16 protein-coding genes are annotated in these 21045 nt (G+C 48.8%); 9 read left to right on the forward strand and 7 right to left on the reverse strand.

Annotated features, from left to right (window positions below):
• The first annotated feature begins 1 nt into the window (after position 1).
• Both SBL51_RS15365 and drmC read left to right on the forward strand, forming a co-directional pair.
• Positions 2 to 1855: a DUF1998 domain-containing protein gene (locus tag SBL51_RS15365; RefSeq protein WP_317931944.1), complete on the forward strand. Its 1854-nt coding sequence runs from the start codon at positions 2 to 4 to the stop codon at positions 1853 to 1855.
• Positions 1845 to 2618, forward strand: coding sequence for a DISARM system phospholipase D-like protein DrmC (gene drmC, locus SBL51_RS15370; RefSeq protein ID WP_317931945.1), 774 nt, complete (start codon positions 1845 to 1847; stop codon positions 2616 to 2618). Before SBL51_RS15365 ends, drmC begins: the two co-directional genes overlap by 11 nt.
• A gap of 27 nt (positions 2619 to 2645) precedes the next feature.
• Here the strand turns inward: drmC and SBL51_RS15375 are convergent, their stop codons facing one another.
• A complete protein-coding gene (locus SBL51_RS15375; RefSeq protein ID WP_317931946.1) occupies positions 2646 to 2825 on the reverse strand; it encodes a hypothetical protein in 180 nt (59 codons plus the stop codon).
• A 538-nt stretch (positions 2826 to 3363) separates the two neighbouring features.
• Between SBL51_RS15375 and SBL51_RS15380 the strand changes: the two genes are divergently transcribed.
• The gene (locus tag SBL51_RS15380) at positions 3364 to 3873 is read left to right on the forward strand and encodes an antirestriction protein ArdA (protein WP_317931947.1); all 510 of its coding nucleotides are present in this window, start codon (positions 3364 to 3366) and stop codon (positions 3871 to 3873) included.
• Positions 3874 to 4041: 168 nt separating this feature from the next.
• Here the strand turns inward: SBL51_RS15380 and SBL51_RS15385 are convergent, their stop codons facing one another.
• Positions 4042 to 5373, reverse strand: a complete 1332-nt coding sequence (locus tag SBL51_RS15385) for a relaxase/mobilization nuclease domain-containing protein (protein ID WP_317931949.1) — start codon at positions 5371 to 5373, stop codon at positions 4042 to 4044.
• Positions 5374 to 5375: 2 nt separating this feature from the next.
• Positions 5376 to 5780: a hypothetical protein gene (locus SBL51_RS15390; protein WP_317931950.1), complete on the reverse strand. Its 405-nt coding sequence runs from the start codon at positions 5778 to 5780 to the stop codon at positions 5376 to 5378.
• A gap of 2406 nt (positions 5781 to 8186) precedes the next feature.
• Between SBL51_RS15390 and SBL51_RS15395 the strand changes: the two genes are divergently transcribed.
• Together SBL51_RS15395 and SBL51_RS15400 are read left to right on the forward strand one after the other, a co-directional pair.
• Positions 8187 to 10325: a TonB-dependent receptor gene (locus SBL51_RS15395; RefSeq protein ID WP_317931951.1), complete on the forward strand. Its 2139-nt coding sequence runs from the start codon at positions 8187 to 8189 to the stop codon at positions 10323 to 10325.
• Positions 10326 to 10622: 297 nt separating this feature from the next.
• Complete coding sequence (locus tag SBL51_RS15400) at positions 10623 to 11546, forward strand: SMP-30/gluconolactonase/LRE family protein (protein ID WP_317931952.1); 924 nt, start codon at positions 10623 to 10625, stop codon at positions 11544 to 11546.
• 158 nt (positions 11547 to 11704) lie between these two features.
• Here the strand turns inward: SBL51_RS15400 and SBL51_RS15405 are convergent, their stop codons facing one another.
• Complete coding sequence (locus tag SBL51_RS15405; RefSeq protein WP_317931953.1) at positions 11705 to 12484, reverse strand: enoyl-CoA hydratase/isomerase family protein; 780 nt, start codon at positions 12482 to 12484, stop codon at positions 11705 to 11707.
• A 302-nt stretch (positions 12485 to 12786) separates the two neighbouring features.
• Between SBL51_RS15405 and SBL51_RS15410 the strand changes: the two genes are divergently transcribed.
• Entirely contained in the window at positions 12787 to 13386 is a 600-nt protein-coding gene (locus tag SBL51_RS15410) for an FMN-dependent NADH-azoreductase (protein WP_317931955.1), read from the forward strand.
• A 325-nt stretch (positions 13387 to 13711) separates the two neighbouring features.
• A complete protein-coding gene (locus SBL51_RS15415; RefSeq protein ID WP_317931956.1) occupies positions 13712 to 14848 on the forward strand; it encodes an acyl-CoA dehydrogenase family protein in 1137 nt (378 codons plus the stop codon).
• 133 nt (positions 14849 to 14981) lie between these two features.
• Here SBL51_RS15415 and SBL51_RS15420 read toward each other — a convergent pair whose 3' ends face one another.
• Positions 14982 to 15896 (reverse strand): LysR family transcriptional regulator, encoded by a 915-nt coding sequence (locus SBL51_RS15420; protein WP_317931957.1) that lies wholly within the window; start codon positions 15894 to 15896, stop codon positions 14982 to 14984.
• Positions 15897 to 16038: 142 nt separating this feature from the next.
• On the opposite strand from SBL51_RS15420, the gene SBL51_RS15425 reads away from it, so the two are divergent.
• Both SBL51_RS15425 and SBL51_RS15430 read left to right on the forward strand, forming a co-directional pair.
• Positions 16039 to 16542 (forward strand): DUF2269 family protein, encoded by a 504-nt coding sequence (locus SBL51_RS15425; RefSeq protein WP_317931958.1) that lies wholly within the window; start codon positions 16039 to 16041, stop codon positions 16540 to 16542.
• 144 nt (positions 16543 to 16686) lie between these two features.
• Positions 16687 to 18435 carry a DUF3604 domain-containing protein gene (locus SBL51_RS15430; RefSeq protein WP_317931960.1) on the forward strand — a complete coding sequence of 583 codons (1749 nt, stop codon included), beginning with the start codon at positions 16687 to 16689 and terminating at the stop codon, positions 18433 to 18435.
• A gap of 589 nt (positions 18436 to 19024) precedes the next feature.
• Here SBL51_RS15430 and SBL51_RS15435 read toward each other — a convergent pair.
• Positions 19025 to 20194: an alpha/beta fold hydrolase gene (locus SBL51_RS15435; RefSeq protein ID WP_317931961.1), complete on the reverse strand. Its 1170-nt coding sequence runs from the start codon at positions 20192 to 20194 to the stop codon at positions 19025 to 19027.
• Positions 20195 to 20209: 15 nt separating this feature from the next.
• Entirely contained in the window at positions 20210 to 20800 is a 591-nt protein-coding gene (locus tag SBL51_RS15440) for a VOC family protein (protein ID WP_317931962.1), read from the reverse strand.
• Between the last annotated feature and the right edge of the window lie 245 nt (positions 20801 to 21045).

Here is a 21045-nt window from a genome sequence, read left to right on the forward strand (position 1 = left end):
CATGAACGATAAGTCACCCGTTGGAGAGGTTAGACCAAGCCAGTTGCTATGGACATATGGCCCTGGCGCTCTCATTGATCTTCCTAGCATCTCCGTTGTGACGCTAGGAATAGATCAGTGGGAAAAAGACCGCTGCCCTCCGATCGAAGAGGCCCGCTTATTGGCTGCTGTGAGGAAAGTGCTCGGCCCTCAAGTTGATACTCTCCGTATGCCGCCGTTTCAGAAAAGTGAGCAAGTCGACGTTTGGTCTGCGGAGGCTAATATTGGGGTTCCTGTACGGCCTTTCCCTCGCTGGCTCCGCTGCGTGAAATGTGGACTTCTCTCGGAATACGATATTGATCTCTTCGAAATAAAGGAAAATCGATATCGTCCAGAGCAAACACGCTTTGTTCACAAGGCCTGCAAAGGGTCTAAAGGTGATCTTCCTGCCAAAGATGCTGATGCTGTACCTGCACGTTTCTTGTTGGCTTGTCGAAACGGACACTTAGATGATTTCCCTTGGCATTACTTCGTGCATAGCGGCCCTTCGGACTGCAAGGGCACATTACGTTTCTTCGAAAGCGGTGCTTCTTTGCAAACTGAAAACCTTTGGGTGAAATGCGATGAGTGTGGCGCTTCAAGAAATATGGCCTTTGCTTTTGGCCGCGAAGGTAAGGAGAACCTTCCAGGGTGCCGTGGTAGGCATGCGCACTTGGATTTGTTTGAGGAGAATTGCTCTGAGGAAGCGCGAGCCGTTTTGCTTGGGGCAACCAATGCCTGGTTTCCTGTTACCTTATCTGCGCTGGCAATACCTTTAGCAAAAGACCCAATATCACAATTAGTGCAGGATGGTTGGGATTACTTTCAGGATTTAGAGTCGGAAAGCGAAGTTGCAATTACCGTTAAAACTTTGAAAAAAACAGGAGCATTACCCGGAATAGATAAGCACGATGCAAAAGCAATTTGGGAAGTCATAGAATCCATCAAATCTGGAAAAGCCACTGACTCAATATCCGAAGCGGATATAAAAGGGCCGGAATGGGATGTTCTGATTGATCCAAATCCTCCTACGGATTGGCCACATTTCTTGAGTAGAAATGTTGAGGCTCCGAAAGGTTTTGAAAATAAAATAAAGAGTGTTTTGCTTTTGGAGCGGCTTCGTGAAGTAAATGCTTTGGTGGGATTTACCAGAGTTGAAGCTCAGGAAGGTACTATTGGTAATGGCGATGGACCAGAAATGGCGAGCCTCAGCCGGACGCCGCCTGACTGGGTTCCTGCCAGCCAAGTTCACGGCGAAGGCATCTTCATTCGTTTCGACGAGGATGTATTGACTAAGTGGGAAAAGCTGAGTGCTGTAGAGGATATTCGCAGCAAGCTATTCGAAGGTCATCAAGGTTGGCGAAATGCCAGACGACTTGACCCTGACGAAGATTTTCCTGGTGTGCGTTATGCGATGCTTCATACGTTAGCGCATCTTCTCATAAGGGAATTGGCGTTGGAGTGCGGATACAACGCGGCGAGTATTCGTGAAAGAATTTATGCGGACACCGAAACTGGCGACCCTCAAGCTGGCGTATTAATTTACACGGCAGCAGCAGATTCCGATGGCACATTGGGAGGCCTTGTTGATCTTGGAAAACCTGAGAATTTAGGAAGATTGTTAGGACAGGCTCTTAACAGAGCCAAGATTTGTTCTTCTGACCCATTATGCTCAGAGCATCATCCTGGCAAGGATAAGTCATTGCACGCTGCCGCTTGCCACGCATGCAGCTTCGTTGCTGAAACATCTTGCGAACGAGGCAATCGTTATCTAGATCGCACCTTGTTGGTGTCTACACTCGAACGTACGGATGCGGCATTCTTTGATGACTGTTGATATGAATTCATTGCTGAAATCCATATTTGAATTGGTGGAACAAGTTTCTCCTAAGAAGCTTGAGCAAGTCGCTGACCATATCGCATTGCTTGAATCGAATTCGACCATAAAATCAACAGATTTCTTTTCAACGCCAGCAGCAGGCAGGCTTTTCGATAAGGTCATCAATGAATGGCGGAGTTCGGATATTTCTGCCCAAGAATTAGCTGGAATGATTAGGGGTGCGAGCCATGCGCTCAACATGGCAAAGAATGAAGTTTCCACTGAATTGATTTGGACTGGCCCGACGACGCCAATAGTCTCGACTCGAAGAACAGAGCAAGCACTCATCGAAGTAATTGATAGCTCAGCTTCTAACTTGTTTGTAGTAAGTTTTGTTGCGTATGAAATCCCTTTGTTTGCTAGCGCAATCGAAAATGCTATAAATCGTGGTGTAACAGTATCATTGCTTTTGGAATCCTCAGACAAGCATGGCGGCTCAGTTACCATAGATGTGATAGGGAAAATGAAGCAAGCTTTACCTGGAGTAAACCTTTATTGCTGGGAGTCCAAGGATACAGAATTCGAAGGCGCAAAGGTGCATGCGAAAGTGGCCGTTGCTGATCACAAAAAGTGCTTTATATCTAGCGCTAATCTTACTGGTCATGCGATGAATAAGAATATGGAAGCGGGTGTCATAATCACTGGAGGCCATGTGCCTGATAATTTGCATCGTCATCTTGATGCGTTAGTAAAAACAGGCGTAATTGAAACAATAACATAGTTTTTCCACCTTGCTGCAACCGTTGTTTCAAGGGCTGAAAGCCCTTGAAACTAATTCTCTTTGAATATTTTCGATTGAGGCAAGTGCATTGCGGCGCTGATGAGTATCAGAGTTGCTTTTAGCGAGTTCGTTAAAAGCGTAACGCAGTAATGCATGCAGCTCATTTTCATTCAGTTTTGCCAATTCAAATCGCGTAACGAGTTTCATTGTTACCTCCTTCAGTTTGGAGGCCGTAAAACCTTTTCACGGCCTTTGATGGCCGCGCATTTGCGAAATAAAGCGCATGGGAAGTTGCACCCGATCCGGTGCGGATCAGGTCAAAACGGATGTGGAGAAACCTTTAGCGTTTGCTGCTTACCAGCTTTGTTTTCTGCTCTGGCTTCAAAGGTGTCCGGGAATAAGGCGTTATGGTGTTCAAGTTGAAGGGAGGAGAGATGGAATTGTTATGCGCCAGTTTGAATTTGGTAAAAAAGTAAATGTGTTTGGGCGTTTCCCTTCGGGCCGCGCTTTAACGCCTTCGCTAGTCGCTCATCCCTTACGGGACTAAAGGGCTAGCAATCGCTAACGTATAGAGGGGCGTTGCACCCCCTCAAAATAAAGAAAAATGACGGTTTCCATTGGCGCTAACGCTGATGGACCCTCCGCAATTTTTCCTGATTTTTTCACCCCCGCCTAGTCGCCCTAGTCGGCAGAAGCGCAGGCGCAGCGCTTGCGCTTTTAAACTGACAAAGAAAGGGTGAATATCATGTGTGAACCAAGAATCTACGTTGTTGATTTGGCTGCTTACAATAACGGAAAATTGCACGGTGTTTGGATTGATGCCGCGCTTGAGCTGGACGACATCCAGGAAGCCGTAGCCAAAATGTTAAAGGCAAGCCCGGAAGGCTTTGCCGAAGAATACGCCATTCATGATTATGAAGGTTTCGGCTCTTACCGCGTGAGCGAGTATGAAGGGCTGGAATCCGTTCATGAGGTGGCTTGCTTTATCGAAGAGCATGACGAGCTGGGCGCGGAATTGCTGGCACATTTCAGTAGTATTGACGAGGCCCGCACCGCTATAGAAGAAAATTATTCGGGCTGTTATGAATCTGTTGCTGATTTTGCCGAGGAGTTAACCGAAGATTCCGTGCAAATACCGGAAAGCCTTGCCCGGTATATTGATTACAACGCGATGGCCTACGACATGGAAGTTAGCGGCGATATTTTCACCATTGAGCTGGGACACAGAGAGGTGCATATATTTTGGAGCCGTTAACGCGGCTCCTTTCTCTGGTTAAATTTTAGACTCATGGTTTTCGCGGGCTTGCGCTGAAAGCCATTTAGGCTTTCAGCGCAAGATGCCTTCACCCTTTGGCAAGCGCGAAAGCAAAAAGCCGCCAGTTTTGCTGGCGGCTGAATATTAAGTGATCACCCCTTAAGGACACTATATTTCCGGCTCATGCCCACGATCTCGGCTTTTATCACGTTTTGGCGCGGGCTTTCGTTCCTTCTCGTGCAGCTCTGAGCGCTTACGGTATTCATCCTTCAGATTACTGGATTTTCCAGTTTTCAAATCCCGGTAATCCTCAATATCCTGGCGTAACAGCTCGATTTCCAGCTCATGAGTATGGATTTCGCTGCGCTGGCGCAGGCTGAGCTGCTGGCGTTGTTGGATATGCTTGAATATCAGCTCATCTTTCTCCTGCCGATCACGCTGGAGGGCAACAAGCGCATCGCGTTCATTTTGGCGTTTTGTCTTTTCGTACTTACCTGTAAGCCGATGCCAGATACCCATAAGCCCCTTGGATAGGCGCTGTGATCGCTCTTTTGTTTCAGCATCCCAGCGTTTGCTGTGGGATTGCTCCAAAAGTTGCCGCTCTTTGCGCTGTTCTTCGACTAGGCGCTGGCGCTTGAATTCAAAGGCTGCTGAGCGTTTGGTTTTGGTTGCCTCAGCATCGGCAAGGTGCTGCTGAAGCTTTTGGGACATATCCGCCGCGATTTTGGCTTTCGTTTGCTCAATAGATGGCAGCGTTTTCTGATCACCCAGGCGATCACGAACTTCCTTGGTTTTTACCCCTGTATATCTTGCGACAGCATAAGTTTCACCACGGTAATCGACTGCAACAAAGCCGCGCCGATCACCACGAGCCAGAACAAAGCCCTTGCTGTGCAGAGCTTGAGAAAAGGCATTGCAGTTATCAGAGATAGCCCAGCATTCCTGGAAAGTGCGCTTAATCTCTTTAGGGCTTAGCCCCACGCGGCGGGATTGTTGCCATTCCTCACGGCTGAAGTTGAGAGGGTTCCGATCCTTGCGGTCTATGATGCCTGGCGGAATTTTCCAGCCATGCTCCAAATACAGCTCCCTGGATAGGTCTTTTAGCTTCATTTTGTAGAAAGGCAGATTGATAGCCTTCATCTCGTCTGTGTCGATCCTCGACCAGACCACATGGGCATGGCGGCGGCCTTCTTTCTCGTGGAATACGACTGCGCGGGGCTGATCTTCCAGGCCGAGCTTTTGTTCTATCTGCTCGATAGCCGTTTCAAACACCTCAATCGGCACGCGCTCATTTGGTGGCGGGCTGAGGCTGAGGGAGAAAAAGGGCTGTTTTGCGCGAGTACCCTTGCTTACGGCATGGATTTCATTGAAGGCAGAGGGCAGGTCTTCAGACATAAAGCCCCGCAGCTCATGAACCTCGACATGTTCATTGTCTTCGGTTTTGAGCAGATGAGCCGCGAGCTGTTTACCGCCTGAGCGCTGGCTTCCCTTCAAAATCATGGCTACACCTCCGAGGAGTAATAGCCCAGAGCCTGCATAAGCAATATGCGCATGGTTCTTACATCGTCACAGGCATTTTGGAGTGCCTTTTCGGTATCCGGTGTGACTGGCAAGGAGCCTGAATTGGCTGCTTTGGCAAGTTGGTTGACGTTGCTGGCAAGGCGGGATTCACCCAGTTTACCCAGTAATTCACCCAGGGCTTTTTCGTCTTTTAGAGGCTTTCTGGTGCGGCTGCGCCGTTTTCTCGGCGCTTCTGTGCCGCCAAAGAGCTTCGAGCGAATATAGGCTCCCAGAGGACGATTGCCAGCCGATTGTTCCAGGGCAGCGCGTTCCTCAAAGGTCAGTCTGAGCGAGAATGGGGTTGGTAACTTGCTGTTTTTGTTTGAGTTTGTAGGAGGAGTGCTCATTACGCCACCTCCTTGAAGAATGGTGCATACTTCTTGAGAAAGTCATTCCATTCCTCTAATGTCTGGAAAAGGCGGTTCGAAGTTTCTCCTTCGAAGTGCGCCATACAAAAAAGAACCCGCCCTTGTGGCGGGTTTTTTGTATTTTGTATTTGGTATTTGGTATTTGTGCAGTGTGCACCTCCACGGGTTCGAACAATCGCCTGGGCGATAATTGCTCCCCGGCAACAGCTTCTGTGTGGTTCTAATAAGTTACCTCCTTGTAATCATGCCATCGTCATTCATCCGCAGCGGCTACCCGCATCCATGGTAATTGAGCGATTTGTTACTGCCGAAGGCACCCAAAGGGTGGAGCAGAGGGAAGTGCCGCAGTGCATCCTACCCAGTGCGCCATAGGAAAAGAGCCCGCCCAAAGGTGTTTTTTTCCTGAATTTGTGGGTATGGCGTGGGTGCTATCGCCGGCCGAAACTTGCTTCCCGGTAACTGCTCCTGTGTTACTCCTATCTGTTACCTCCTGTAACCGGTTGCCGGTATTAACCCAGCTAAGGTCGTTCAGCGAAGTCCGAGGCTGAGGTCCCGTGCTGCCTTGAGTAGAGACTAGGCAAGGATCAATCCGCCCGTGTGCTGATATCTCTTAACACCTGTGATTGACTTGCCCCCCCCCCCGTGGTATTGCGCGGAAAGAGTGTTCTGCTTTTTTACTGCCCGTAGTTTATGTAGCCTCCACAAGATCGCAAATCAATTAGTGTTTCATGACGAGCTACCCCTTGTGCCAAGGCTAGATGCTGATCTTTTGCTGGGAGAGTACTTATAAATACCGATCTGAAAATACCCGGCAAAAAAGAATGATGTACCGTTTACGAGGGTGAGGTGGTTTGTTGGGTTGCCGCTGCAACGTTCTGAAAAATGACCCGACTAATGTCTTGTTACCAGGCAAGCAGTAAAGCAAGCTGCCCAACAGAGGATACGGCAGGTTAATAGCTGCATCGCCTCAACCATAAAGATGTTCACATTAAATCTGTGCTGGCTTCTCATCGATAGTTAATAGCGGATATTCCATAATTGCAGCAGATGGTATGAGAAATTATCTATTGTGCAATTATGTTCAGTACAGATGAATATAGATGAGGCTTGTTGACGGATTGCGTTAGTAAAACAGGGCGGATAACCAAACGAACTGAAACGGTTAAATTGTCATAAATATTTGGTGGCATTGTTGGAGTATCTACTGCGCCGGCATGGTTTTAAAAAAGACTAAATTGGTACTGTTCCAATACAAAGTTAATAATTTATCTATTGCATTCTATTAAGGTGGCAATAAGAGCCAACTTACAATGCCGGTTTGTACGGTTATGTCACACTCCCAACCTGATCGACTGTAAAGGTTTCAGGCTTCTCAAATAAGATCTCGATTGTAGCGCTCTGTTAAGCCGCGTTGGCGGCGGCTATTAAATTACATGAGTTCTTAATATCCAAAACTGTTTCGAATGAATCAGAGTCAACACTGTTGATATAAGGCTGGCTTTGGATTATTCGCTCTGTAATAAAAATATTTTTAGTTTAAGGATACGCAGCTTGTGTTAGCCAGGGTGTAAATATGCCCTAATTATTAGCGCCTGTCGTTGGTTGATCGCTGAGTTGGTCAGCGTCTGGGTGGCGAGCAAAAACTTGATTAAGTGTTGAATCCAGTAGTGGCTTGTTTGCTTTCGATGTCCTTCATTATTAGAGCATGCACTGGGATTAATAACACTCAAAATATGTCTGTACAAATACTCCTTTTATATTAAAAGCCTGTCAGATAACGGCAATGTCTTAACCCGTAGCAAATAATCACACTGCTTTGCTGTTCGCCTTCTGGGATGTGTCCATATCCCTTACTCCGTAAGGGGCGCTCCTTCAATTTTGTTACTACCTTATTTCATTTTTCACTCTAAATTGGGAGCCGCAGGCACGTGGTGGGCTTTCGTTGGGTAAGTTGATGCAAGCCGACCATCAATTAATTGATTGCGAACTATTACGGAAAAAAACGATGCTGAGTAAGCAGGTTCTGTTGCGATTAAGGTGGCGCTTTGCATCGAGTAGAGTCCCTTTCAAGTGACTTTTATCGGCCGGTTTGGGAAGTTCAAATAATTCTGAACGGCTTTCGGTGGCTACTATTGGTAACAAATCATCCAAAAGGTTACTGTCCTACACGATTGCATATAGATGATCGTAATTAAATGGGTGGAAAAATAGCGTTTGATAATTCGGTTGTTTATATAGTCAATTATATTGACGTTAAATAGGAAAGAAGCTTGACATAAATAAGGCCGCTGGGTTTACAATAAGTTCAGTCGATTAAGCGAGTAACCGGCTTCCATAATTGGAATATCGATTTTAAAAATAGATCTAATAACTAGAGTAATGAACATGAAACAAACCACTATTTACTCAGCCATTGTTTTGGGAAGCCTGATTCCCACCTTAGTGCAAGCTCAAGCTGGTGCAGTTCTTGAGGAAGTTATCGTAACTGCTCAGAAACGTGAGCAATCTATGCAGGATGTACCTGCGGCTGTTACTGCGTTTGGCGAGTCTCAACTTGAAGCCAACGGTATCGGTAGCCTGGATGGCATGAATGCGATGGCCCCCAACGTAATTGTTGAGCCAGTGGGGTTATTCCCACAGTCAGCCGTATTCTCCATTCGTGGACTCTCTTATTTCGACATCGCTTCAGAGAAGGACCCTACAGTAGGCGTGGTGCTGGATGGTGTTAACCAGCCGCGCAACCTGGGTACTCTCATGGATATGTATGATGTGCAGCGAATTGAGGTGCTGCGCGGGCCGCAGGGTACACTGTTTGGCCGTAATAACATTGGTGGTGTGCTCAATGTGGTCACCAAAAACCCGGGTGATGAGTTCGGTGGTGATATCCGGGTTACTGCCGGAGACTATGGCCGGCGTGAGCTTCGTGCCGCGGTTGATGTACCTATCGGTGAAAATACCGGCCTGCGAATTTCTGGCCTCAAGCGTAAGTACGATGGCCATTTCGAGAATGGGGTTACCGGCAAAGACCTGGGTGCGGAAGATGTTGAAAGTATCCGCGTGAAATTGTCCCATGATTTCAACGATGATCTCAGTATGCTGCTGACGGTCGATGATATTACCGAGCGCAGTGAAGGTAATGGTGTGGTCAATTTCTCCAAGCCTGACTCTAACCTGGCTCAATTGGGCTACCCTGCCAACAACCCAAATGATCCCTATACCGTCTATACCGACCTGAAGCCTATCGCCAACCTGGATACTACAGGTGCGACCCTTGAGCTCAACTGGGAGTTGGATAGCGGTACGGTTACCTCCATTACCGGCTGGCGTAAAACCGACGATGAGACGCAAACCGACTTCGATGGTACTACCGAGACTATGTTCCATGTACACCGAACACAGGAACATAAAATGTGGACTCAAGAACTCCGTTTTGCCTCAGATTTTAGTGGCCCGGTAAATTTTGTTGGAGGTTATTTTCACTCCTACCAGGATTTTGATCTGACCAATGATCAAGCTATCTATCTCCCCCTATTTGGTGTGCCTGTAGACATGGTAGTGCTAGGTAGTACACCGGGTGCGCAGGAAAACGTCAGTGATGCGCTGTTTTTCCAGGGTGATTATGACCTGAATGACAAATTCACGCTGACAGTTGGTGCGCGCTATACCGACGAAAGCAAGACCTTCTCCAATAGTTTTGCCGATGAGTTAGAAAAGGACTGGCAGAACTTCTCGCCAATGGCTCGTGTCAGCTATCAGTGGGATGAAGATATTAATCTCTACTTCGGCTACACCACCGGCTTCCGCAGTGGCGTCTTTAACGCCCGCGCGGGTACTGCCACGTCAATTGGTCCAGCCGATGAAGAAACAGTTGAGAGCTGGGAAGCAGGCATAAAATCGTCGCTCTTTGATGGCTTGATGCGCTTTAATGCTGCTCTCTTTTACAGTACCTATTCTGATATGCAGCTGACCTTTGGCCGTCGCGCTCCTGGCACGGACACTTTCGAAACCGTAACGGATAACGCCGGTCAGGCCACTATTCAGGGTGTTGAATCTGAGCTGAGCATGCTTGTAACCGACAACTTATCCGTGCAGTTTATTCTCGGCTATCTGGACGCTCAGTTTGACAAGTTCACGGCTGATTTGGAAGGCAATGGTACCGTCACTGATAATACTCACTATGACCTGCCATACGCGCCAAGATGGACCAGTACTTTGCAGCTCACCTATGATCTGCCGGTCAGCTTTGGTAACTTTAACTTCCACGGTGGGGCTACTTTTACGGATCGTTACCTGACGACCAGCCTGAAAGATGAAGATGTGTTCTATCGTGACGCGCTAACGGTATACAACGCTCGTATTACCTTCAGTGACCCTGAAGAGAAGTACAAGGTTGCACTGTATGGCAAAAACCTGTCGGACGAGCACGAGAAGTTAAATGCCTTTGAACTTGGTACTAACTTCATGCAGGCAGGCTCCTATATGCCGCCACGCAGTTACGGAGTTGAGTTCACCTATAGCTTCTAAAAATTTAGAGTTATAGCTATCGATTGTTGAGGTCAAGTCTCAACGCCAGACCACAGGGTTACAGCAGTAAGTGAAAGTAAGTTGTAAATTCACTGGTAACACTGTGGTCAGTCTGACTCAGATTAATCCGGTTTTATCCTATCTGTGATGTATGACTCTATGGCTACATCCAATCTTTCCGCCAATCAACCGGGAAGCCCAAACCGGCACAGCACAGTTTGTGCCGACAATGTGGCTGTCATTACCGAGAGGTTGGTGATTTTTCCTCTCTCCACCTAAGCACTCGAAATATCTATTATGGGCCAGATAAAAAATCTCGAAGTTGTTACCGATAAACTGCAATTTCCCGAGGGACCCATTGCCATGGCAGACGGTTCTGTTTTGGTGGTGGAAATTCGCCGCCAAACCTTGAGCCGGGTAACCGCCGATGGTGCCATTCAAGTTGTGGCAGAGGTTGGTGGCGGACCGAATGGTGCGGCTATTGGCCCGGATGGTGCTGTCTACATCTGTAATAATGGTGGCTTTGAGTGGCATGACGTGGACGGTGTTACTATCCCTGGGCACAGGCCACATGACTATGTGGGAGGTTCCATTCAGCGGGTTGATCTTCACACTGGCGAGGTGACAACGCTCTATACGGAGTGTGATGGCGAACCGCTACTGGGGCCAAATGATCTGGTATTTGACCACACTGGTGGTTTCTATTTTTCTGATCACGGTAAATCGACCGCCCATTACCGAGAGCATGGGGCGCTTTATTACGCAAAAGCCGATGGCTCAAATATCCGTAAGCTGGTAAGCAATATGCTCGGCCCAAACGGTGTTGGCTTATCGCCCGATGGCAAGCGTTTGTATGCCGCGGAGACGCCAACCAGCCGACTCTGGGAGTATGAATTACACGATCACGGAGTACTCGCGCCGCCGCCGTCTCCTTTCCAGGCGGGACGTCTGGTTTGTACCTTGCCCGACTACTGTCTGCTCGATAGTTTAAAAGTGGAGCAGGGCGGCAATATAGCGGTTGGCACCTTGATCAAAGGGGGGGTGACGGTATTCGGCGTGGATGGATCACACGACTTTATTGGCTTCCCGGATATCGGTATCACCAACATCAGTTTTGGTGGCGACGATATGTGCGATGTATGGGCGACAGGATCATCCACCGGAAAACTCTACCATTGCCGCTGGCCTCGTCCAGGATTGCCTCTGGCCTACTCCGCCTGAATGGCTGGTTAAATCGTTAACTGTTTAGAGCGTAAACTGTTAGAAACCTAAGATCCTATCGGGTCCAATTCTCTCAGATTCTAACTACTTGAGCTGTGGCCCAGATATTGGGTTGCACGGCTAATTTAGTTGGGCGTTCGTTGGCTTTAGGTGGGAAATTATTTGCCAAACACTGGCGGGCGTTTTTCAAAGAAGGCGGATTTAGCCTCGGCGAAGTCACTGCTCTGTTCACACCGGTATTGGGCTTTGGCTTCAGCTGAGACCATCTCATTGTAAGGCTGCTCGCAGGCTTGCTGTAACAGCTGTTTGGACAAGCTAATTGCCAGTGGGGCTCGCTCGGCAAGTCTCTCGGCCATGGCTAAAGTTGCCTGTTCTAAGCTTTCCGGTTCTACAATCTCGTTACAAAGTCCCACTTGTTGACACTGGAGGGCTGTAAGCTGTTGGCCTTCGGCGATCACCTGTAAGGCACGTTTGTAACCGAGTTGTCTGACCAGCAACCATGATGCTCCGCAATCAGGAACCAATGCCATTGTCGTGAAGGCAAATGAGAGGTTGGCGTTGCTGCTCATAAGGGTCAGGTCGCAGACCAAGGCGAGAGAGGCACCGGCGCCTACGGCGGTACCGGTCACAGCAGAAATGAATAGCTTTTCTGATGCTAAAATCTGACTTAAGAGCGGCTTATAGAGATTCTCAATTAATTGCTCAGCATTTTCGATATCGGGATCATAGACATCGGTTAGATCCGCGCCGGCACAAAACAGGCGGCCTCGCCCCATCAACACAATAACCCGGGTTTCGGGGTTGCCGTTAATCTCTGTTACCGCAGCGCTAAGCTCGCGTACAAATTGACAGTTAAGAGCGTTACGCCGCTCCGGGCGATTCAACCAGATAATTGCAACATGATTTCTATGTTCAATTTCTATATAACGAAAACTCATTGAGTAACGCCTTTTTTGACAATATAAATCCATGAGGCTGAACCTCATACGGGTACGTGCGCTGAGTCTAGTCAATCATCAATACAGTAGTATGTCAATTATATTGACAAAAATAGCTGGGTGTAATTACTATCTAACAACTGTAAATGTTATTAACAATGGCGTCGGCGGTTAGTGGTTCCGGTGATTTTAGTAAACCCCTATCTAAGTTACGAATAAGCCACTGATAGTCCGTGTAGATACCGGCTAACACGGTTACGAACGGGCGTGCAGCCCATCTGACCCAATCTGGAGATATAGGTATGGCTCGTGTACTGGCAATAAAGTCAAGTTTGTTAGGTAGTGATGGTAGTTCTTCGCAACTGGTTGATGAGTTTTTGTCGCTTTGGCGGAATACTCACCCAGAGGATAAAATCACTGAGAAAAATCTGGCTGAGGATCCGGTGCCGCACCTGGATCTGAATACCTTTTCTGCGTTCATGGTTGCAGGCGATAAGCGTGATGCGGAGCAAAATAAAGCAACGGCGCTATCGGATGAGCTGACGCAGCAATTTCTTGAAACTGATATCGTGGTATTGGGTGTGCCAATGTATAACTTAGGAATCCCATCGGTGCTGAAGGCGTACTTCGACCATATTGCGCGTGCGGGCCTCACATTCAAATATACCGAGGCTGGTCCGGTTGGCTTGGCGGGTGGCAAAAAAGTCTACCTGCTGTCTGCCCGGGGCGGAATTTATCAAGACAGCGCCTGGGATTTTCAGAGCACTTATATCAAGGGTATTCTTAATTTTATGGGTGTTACTGATATCACATCGGTCTATGCAGATGGGCTTGCTATTAGCCCTGATCATAAGAAAGCCGCTATGGATCAGGCGTTGCAGGAAGTTAGAGATTTGGTGTGACCATTGTGTACAGCTATTGATGCGGGGTAGAGCGCTTAGCTACCCTCTCTAAACTAAGAGCGCATTGAGGCGCTCTTTTTTTAAGGTAAAAAAAAACCAGCAAATCAAAGTTGATATTGCTGGCAAAGGAAATAATCGGAGATCAATGATATGAAGCGGCATCGGGGCTGCTCCATATAGTTATGTTAGTTAAAGTGCTCAATAATGTCAATTAAGTTGACAATAAATCTGAAATCATCGAAACTGCTTAGCATCGGAAATAAACATAAATTACGCGCTGAGATCAGCACGTTAGAATCCACGCGAATGTTCAGAGGTGACCGCAATGCTGAAGAGAACAGTTTATAACGAAGAGCACGAAATGTTTCGTGAGGCATTTCGGCGCTTTCTGGAGACTGAAGCCGTTCCCCACCACGACGAGTGGGAAGAGCGGGGGATTGTGCCGAGAGAGTTTTGGCTGAAGGCGGGTGAGCAGGGCGCTCTCTGTCCACAGGTGCCGGAAGAGTATGGTGGTGTGGGTGGTGACTATCGCTATCTGGCAGTAGTCAATGAGGCGGCTGCCAGTGCGGGTATTACCGGTGTTAACTTCGCCGTGCATTCAGATATCGTCTCCGGATACCTGTTGGCTTATGGTACTGAAGACCAGAAGCAGGCCTGGCTACCGCGTATGGTCTCTGGTGAGGTGTTGGGTGCAATTGCCATGACTGAACCGGGTACCGGTAGTGACCTGCAGGGTATTAGAACGACCGCTCGCCGGGAAGGTAATGAATATGTGATTAACGGTTCAAAAACTTTCATAACGGCTGGTCAACTGGCGGACCTAGTAATTGTGGTCGCCAAAACCGACCCGGAATTGGGGGCAAAGGGTATCAGCCTGATTTTGGTAGAGGGGGATCGGCCAGGGTTCCAGCGTGGCAAAAACCTCGACAAGATCGGCCTCAAGGCGCAGGACACTTCAGAGCTATTTTTTGATGACGTACGAGTACCGGTAACCAATCTGCTAGGCGAAGAGGGCCGTGGCTTTGCCCAGCTAATGAAGGAGTTACCCCAGGAGCGTTTGGCTATTGCAGTAGTAGCTATGGCGTCATCACAGCGCGCATTTGATTTAACCTTGCAATATGTTAAGGATCGCCGTGCGTTCGGTAAAACTGTATTTGATTTTCAGAATACCCGGCATCTTTTGGCTCAGCTTAAGAGCGAAATTGAAGTGGGCTGGGCGTTTCTGGATAAGTGTATCGAGGCTCACCGGGTCGGCGAACTGGAGGCTCATGAGGCCTCAATGGCTAAATTATGGTCCAGTGAGTTGCAAAATCGGGTAGTTGACCGATGCCTGCAGTTGCATGGCGGCTATGGTTATATGCGTGAGTACCCCATCGCAAAAATGTTTGTGGATTCCCGAATCCAAACGATCTATGGCGGTACCTCAGAGATTATGCGGGAGATTATCTCTCGTACCTTATAGAAACTGGCTTGCCAGAAGCGCAAACCAATCTTAGCGTTTGCGTTGCCAGGCTGTTGCTGGTTTAACCTTCTTGTGTGTGTTCCATTATGTGAGTTTCGGCCGCTTAGCGGCCTTTTTTTAGCGTGCTAACGCACTATCCAGCCTGAATTAGATAGTCTGCAACGGCGACCTCTTTCATTATCCTCCAGAAGTTCTGTGACGCCTCGCTGATGTGAGTATGCTGACGATAGATAAGACCGTAACGCAAAAACTGCGGCCCGATCATGGTGATAGGCAGTTGGGCCAGCTGGCCACTGACTAGTTCATTGTGGTAGAGCGGAGTTGGGGTCAGCGACAAAAATCGGCTTTTCATAAGCAGGCTGCGAATTAGCAGATGATTGTCACTATTGACAATACTTTTCGGGGCTGGGAGGTGAGCCGCCTCAAAGGCCCGCTTGAAATCCTGGTTGGGGCGGGTCCCTTCCAGTGAGACTATCCAGGGGTGGTCAAGCAGGTCGGCGTGCGTGATGGAGGACTGACTCGCTAGTGGATGCTGTGCACTGCAGAGCACGGCGATTGGTGCATCGAATAGCGGCCGTTGAATTAAACCAGAATCTTGAAGGGCGGGATTAATCGGGGCTATAGCAAAGGCGAGTTCTCCTAGAACAACCCGGCTGATTACCGTATCAACAACATCACCGATCACCTGTAGGTGAATATTGGGGTAGCGGGCAGTGAACGGTGGGATCACCTGCGGTAGAAAATAGGCGGCCGGAACGGCCGTGGTTCCTATCGCTAAGGTCTGGTGCTTGGCTTTACTTTTAATCTCTGCTTTAACGTTGTCGAGATCGGTTAGTGCCGCTTTGGCCCGATGGAACAGTGCGTTGCCGAGCTCTGTTATCTCGACGCCGCGGGCACCGCGGATGAGCAGCGGTGTGCCCAGTTCCTCCTCCAGATCTTTAATGGCTTTGGATACAGCTGGTTGGGAGATGCAGAGCTCTTCGGCCGCCTGTTTGAAACTGCCGGTTTTAACGGTGGTGACAAAGTATTTTAAGTGGCGGATATCCATAGGGAGGTATAACGAAAAGTTTCACCTTATCAGAATATATTACTTTTGTGAAATCGGAAAATAGATTACATTGTAAATCTAGTTGACAATAATAATGTCAGGCCAGAATAAAAAACTAATAATTTATTTGAAAGGTGAATATATGGCAGCTTATGGTTACGTTAAATTCTTTCATATCTTCTTTATGGCTATGTGGGCGATGAGTGCCGTCGGTGCTTATATATTCTACCTGCGAGCGACCATCTTCGAAGTGCGTGATAACCCTGAAAACGAGGAGCTAAAAAAGCGTTTGGTGTGGGCATACGAGCAGTTCGATAAAACCGTTATTCTGGAACATATCGCCTTTCCGTTGTTGTTAATTACCGGCGCTATCTTGTATTACCTGGGCGGCTGGTCTTTGGCTCAGCACTGGTTGCTGGTGAAGTTGGTTATTGTGATTGGCTTTTTTATCCCTCTGGAACTTCTCGATATTTGGATTTCTCATATTTTGGGGCCTCGCATCACCCGTCGTCGCAATGAATTTCCTGACGAGTGGAATAGTGGTCGCGCACTGCACCTGAAGTTTCTGCTGAAGAGTTCACCAATGATCCGAATTACAGTACCCATTGTAATTCTGTTGGCTGCGGCCAAACCGGTACTGTGGTGATTGTTGAACGCCGTGGATAGATGCCCCGCTGGGTACTATTGCAGCCATTGGCGCAATCAAGTTGGTAAACAGCGGTCATATCCATAACTAATAATAAGGATCAAAGCGATGTTGTTGAGTAATCAATGTTCATGGCGGGGAGGAGTGCTTAAGGCACTCCTTTTTCTGTTGTGTGGATTAACCACTGTTACTGCCAGTGCCGATTCGGATGAGCACTGCCCAGGTTTCCAGGCCGGGGAAAAACGCCTGTTGTGGGGCGATCTTCATGTGCATACCTCTTATTCGCTGGATGCCTATGCTTTTGGGGTGCGTCACACGGGGGCGGAGGCATTTTCATTTGGTCGCGGCCAACCCCTTTTGGAACGCGATGGCAAATCGCAAATTGTTATCGACCGGCCGCTCGATTTTATGGCGGTAACGGACCACGCTGAATCTTTTGCGGTGATCTATCTGTGCACAGATCCAGCCACGTCCAATACACCTTATTGCCAAGCCATTCGTGAACAGAGTCATCCGGCTACCGCCTGGAATATTTTCCGTAACTATCTGTTGCCGTTAATCACACCCAGCCAGCCTACCCAACCGGCACCGCTGTGTGGCCCCGGCCAGGAAAATTGCGAGCAGGCGGCCATATGGCAGTGGCAGCGTGCTCAGCGAGAAGCCAATGCGGCAAACGATCCATGTGATTTCACCGCGTTTGTGGCGCAGGAGTGGTCGGCAACACCCGGTGCTGCGCACATCCACCGAAATCTGATATTTCGTACGGAGAGCGTGCCAGACAAGGCGTTTGACTATTTAACCTATAACTCTCCGGAAAAATTGTGGCGCGCCCTACAGACACACTGTACCCCTGAGGCAGATTGTGATGTGTTGGCAATACCGCATAACAGTAATCTTGCGGAGGGACTGGGCTTCGACGTTGAGCACGCCGATAACCAATCACTTAAGTTGCGGGCCCATTATGAGCGTTTACTTGAGGTCCACCAAAGTAAGGGTAGTAGCGAATGCCTGCCTATAAGTTGGACCGACGATTCCGGCGATTGTGGTTTCGAACGGGTATTATCAAGGGAGACTCAACAAGCCCTGGCGAAGCAGAGGCAAGAGGCTGAACAGGCTTGGCAGTCTTTGCGTTCAGGTTATGCCCGCTCACTGCTTGAACGCGGACTGGTGGCTTATGATAAATCCGGCGATGCCCGTATTAACCCGTTACAGCTTGGTTTAATCGGCTCCACCGATACCCATGTGGCTGCGCCTGGGTTTGTGGCGGAGGATACCTGGCGTGGTGATGCTTTTGGTTGGGGCGGTGCTGAGGAACGCTTCCAACGTATAACCTACAATCCAGGTGGCTTGGTGGCCGTTTGGGCGGAAGAGAATACCCGTGATGCGATTTTTAAGTCACTGTGGGATCGGGAAGCCTATGCAACCAGCGGGCCGCGGATTGGCTTACGGGTGTTTGCTGACGACGAAAACAAAGCCCGATGTAGCAGTGCTGATGCTAGTGCTATCGGAGGCGTCCCCATGGGTGGTGTGCTGCCTGATAACGAGAGTGGTTCGATGTGGTTAACCGTCATCGCCCAGCGCGATAAAACACCGTTGCAGCGCATTGAGGTGATCAAGGGAAGCTTGATAAACGGGCAGGTGGAAGAGCAGGTGATTGATATTGCCAACAGTAAGAAGGGCCGCAAAAACTGGTGTGTCTCCTGGCAAGATCTCAACTACCAAGCCGATGTCCCGGCATTCTGGTATGTGCGTGTGCTTGAGAAGCCAACACCACGATGGTCAAAGCGGGACTGCGAAAAGGCTGATCTGTGCAAAAAATATCCTGAGGCAGATATCGCAATCCAGGAGCGAGCATGGTCCTCTCCTATCTGGAATCATCCCGGCCATAATTGAGCTCTATTAACTCTGGCCGTAGGCGTGACCACTTTGTGGTCACTCATCGGCTTGTTCCTAATCAAAAAGGTCCGTTTATGGGCCTTTAGCTTTCCTCTATCTTTCCGTCCCTGTATATAGCCTGCCTGTGTCATCCTGCTTTGTGGCAAGAGCGTGGCCATTTTATATTAAGCCGCGATCGGTAATAACCGTGTTGTAAACTAACGGGTCCCCTATTGCTATTAAACCTCTTGTTGTCTGCGCACAGCGCTTGCACCTCACGGAGCGGGTTGCGGGCAGAGAGTTAACGGGGATAGCACTGAGTGAAAATAGAGTCGGCAGTTAAAAACATACGCCATCAATTCACTGGGGATAATTGGGCTGAAAAATAGCGTAGATAGATTGGTAGGGAAGTTAGGAGTGAAAATCGCGAAGAGCGCCGAGGTGTCCCGCCAGAAGAAAGTCAGGCGGGAAATCAGGTAGATTAAAGATTCATAGGGGGCAGGCTAGTGGCGCAGTGAGAACCCGGCTGGGAAAAAAGAGCCACCCATTACGGGTGGCTAAACCAAGAGGTAACGGTAGGTAAGGGCTGATACGGGCTGATACGGTCTTAGCTCAGCCCCTGTTCTGCCATCCAGCCATTGCAGAGCTCGATCGCTTCTGCCATTTTCTCCGGTTGCCCGAAGTAGTAATGGTTGGCACCTTCGATTATGACAAACTGCTTGTTGCTGTGAGGAATGGCATTGAACAGCTTGTGCGTATGCTCTGGGGTAATGGCATCATCGGCACCATTGCCAATAACAAGGGCGGGGATGCTGATTTTACTGGCACACTCCAAACCGTTGACGTTACTTTCGTCATAACTCCATTGCGACAACCAGCTACGCAGGCTCGAATAACGGGCCAGGCCAATGGGGCTGTTATTCACAACCTGAGGGTCGCCCAGGAAGCACCAGTTAGGTTTGCGGCCATTGGGGTCGATGGTCGGGTCTAGCCACTTGGGCTCGGCCATAGTGGAGTGCACAACAAAGGCGAACTCGTCGTTGGGGCGGCCGGCATCACGTAACTGCTGTAGTTTAATCTTCGCCCAGCGGGTAATACGGCGATTGCGCTCAATCTGGGCAGCGCGGAACTTCTGCAGAAATTCATCGCTGTAAGGGGGTTGGTTGGGGTTGCTTGGATTATAGATATCCAATTCCGGATCGCGTACGGACGGATCGTGCTCGTCGATAACAGCAGGATCAATCCATTCTGTCATGGTGTGTGATCGGCTCAAGTGCGCGGCCAGCAGCATAATGCCATCGGCAGGAATAAAGTTTTGCGCAGTCAGGTCAACTGGGTCACCCGCAGGTGTGTGGGTGATGGTCGGGTTTTCAGCCTGGCTTTGATAAAACAGAGAAAGCGAGCCGCCACCACTCCAGCCCGCCAAAACCACCTTGTCGTAACCCAGTCGCTCTTTGGCATCACGGATACAGGCGCCCATATCGATGGCGACTTTTTCCATAATCAGCGAAGTATCGTTATTGGGATAGCGGCTTTGACAATAGATAACGTGGTTGCCGCCCTTGGCCAGTGAGTTGATCATGGGCAGGTATTCACCACCGCCAATGGGGTGCATAAATATCACCACTGTTTTCGACTCTTTGCCAACCGGTCGCAGTAGGTGGGACTTGAGTGTGGTGATACCGATTTCACCGCCATAAGTCTCTTTAAATGGACTCTGCTCTTTGAAGGTAATCAGGTAAGGCGTTCGCTCGTATTTATATTTAACGTTATTCATAAAACCTCCCAGTTATTACTTGCTGGTTGTAGTGTCTTTGCCGCGCATATCCAGCGCTGCTTTTCCAAACCGTTGCTCTTTAATGGCTCGGGTGTCTTTAGTCCATTGCGCAAGAACCTCTTTGACGACGGCGGCCTTTTTCTCGATGATTTCGCCAGCGTTCTCTTTCAAGCAGCAAACTTCTACCTGTAAACCGTTGGGGTCGTACATGTAGATGGAATCACAAAAGCCGTGGTCCCAGGGGCCAAGACAACTCTTGCCATGGCTCTGTATGCGCTCTTTCCAGGCTTCCAATTCAGCGTAGGAGTTAACCTGCAAGGCCAGGTGTCGGTCGAAACTATCCGCTTTGGTGAAGTGCTCTTCGGTGGCAACATCTGGCTGGTCAAAGAAGGCAATATAGTTGCCATCGCCAAGCAGAAAGAACAGATGCATATATTTGCGCGCTTGTCCCTTATCGCTGGCCAAGCCGAAGTCGATCTCTTCCACTAAGGCGAATTGTAGCGGTAGGCCGAGCACGTCCTCATAGAACCAGCGTGTTTGTTCCGCATCGCGACAACGATAAGCCGCATGATTGATGTTATTTAGTGTTTTTAGTTCGGTAGTCATCGGCTGTCTCTCATGATTTAGGTAGACGGTATTATGATGTTCCCGGAGACTGTAAGTCTCACCTCAAAGAAAGTCAATAAGATTGACAAAAAATGAGATAAGGAAATAAGCTGGCCCGGCTTTATAAAAAATTATATAGTCAACTAGATTGACAAATATCGACCATTCGGTAGTATGGCTCTATTAATAAATGGGGTGGTGTTTCTTGGCTGCTTGGGTTGTGCTATCGCCAGCCAATATCACCT

It is taken from the genome of Halioxenophilus sp. WMMB6 (assembly GCF_033283405.1).
Taxonomy (GTDB): domain Bacteria; phylum Pseudomonadota; class Gammaproteobacteria; order Pseudomonadales; family Cellvibrionaceae; genus Halioxenophilus.

What these genes read in the sequence shown, in the direction of transcription:
- SBL51_RS15365 (WP_317931944.1), top strand. Translation starts at nt 2, where the DNA reads ATGAACGATAAGTCACCCGTTGGAGAGGTTAGACCAAGCCAGTTGCTA.
- SBL51_RS15395 (WP_317931951.1), top strand. Translation starts at nt 8,187, where the DNA reads ATGAAACAAACCACTATTTACTCAGCCATTGTTTTGGGAAGCCTGATT.
- SBL51_RS15440 (WP_317931962.1), bottom strand. Translation starts at nt 20,800, where the DNA reads ATGACTACCGAACTAAAAACACTAAATAACATCAATCATGCGGCTTAT.
- SBL51_RS15425 (WP_317931958.1), top strand. Translation starts at nt 16,039, where the DNA reads ATGGCAGCTTATGGTTACGTTAAATTCTTTCATATCTTCTTTATGGCT.
- drmC (WP_317931945.1), top strand. Translation starts at nt 1,845, where the DNA reads ATGACTGTTGATATGAATTCATTGCTGAAATCCATATTTGAATTGGTG.
- SBL51_RS15400 (WP_317931952.1), top strand. Translation starts at nt 10,623, where the DNA reads ATGGGCCAGATAAAAAATCTCGAAGTTGTTACCGATAAACTGCAATTT.
- SBL51_RS15390 (WP_317931950.1), bottom strand. Translation starts at nt 5,780, where the DNA reads ATGAGCACTCCTCCTACAAACTCAAACAAAAACAGCAAGTTACCAACC.
- SBL51_RS15415 (WP_317931956.1), top strand. Translation starts at nt 13,712, where the DNA reads ATGCTGAAGAGAACAGTTTATAACGAAGAGCACGAAATGTTTCGTGAG.
- SBL51_RS15410 (WP_317931955.1), top strand. Translation starts at nt 12,787, where the DNA reads ATGGCTCGTGTACTGGCAATAAAGTCAAGTTTGTTAGGTAGTGATGGT.
- SBL51_RS15385 (WP_317931949.1), bottom strand. Translation starts at nt 5,373, where the DNA reads ATGATTTTGAAGGGAAGCCAGCGCTCAGGCGGTAAACAGCTCGCGGCT.
- SBL51_RS15435 (WP_317931961.1), bottom strand. Translation starts at nt 20,194, where the DNA reads ATGAATAACGTTAAATATAAATACGAGCGAACGCCTTACCTGATTACC.
- SBL51_RS15405 (WP_317931953.1), bottom strand. Translation starts at nt 12,484, where the DNA reads ATGAGTTTTCGTTATATAGAAATTGAACATAGAAATCATGTTGCAATT.
- SBL51_RS15375 (WP_317931946.1), bottom strand. Translation starts at nt 2,825, where the DNA reads ATGAAACTCGTTACGCGATTTGAATTGGCAAAACTGAATGAAAATGAG.
- SBL51_RS15380 (WP_317931947.1), top strand. Translation starts at nt 3,364, where the DNA reads ATGTGTGAACCAAGAATCTACGTTGTTGATTTGGCTGCTTACAATAAC.
- SBL51_RS15420 (WP_317931957.1), bottom strand. Translation starts at nt 15,896, where the DNA reads ATGGATATCCGCCACTTAAAATACTTTGTCACCACCGTTAAAACCGGC.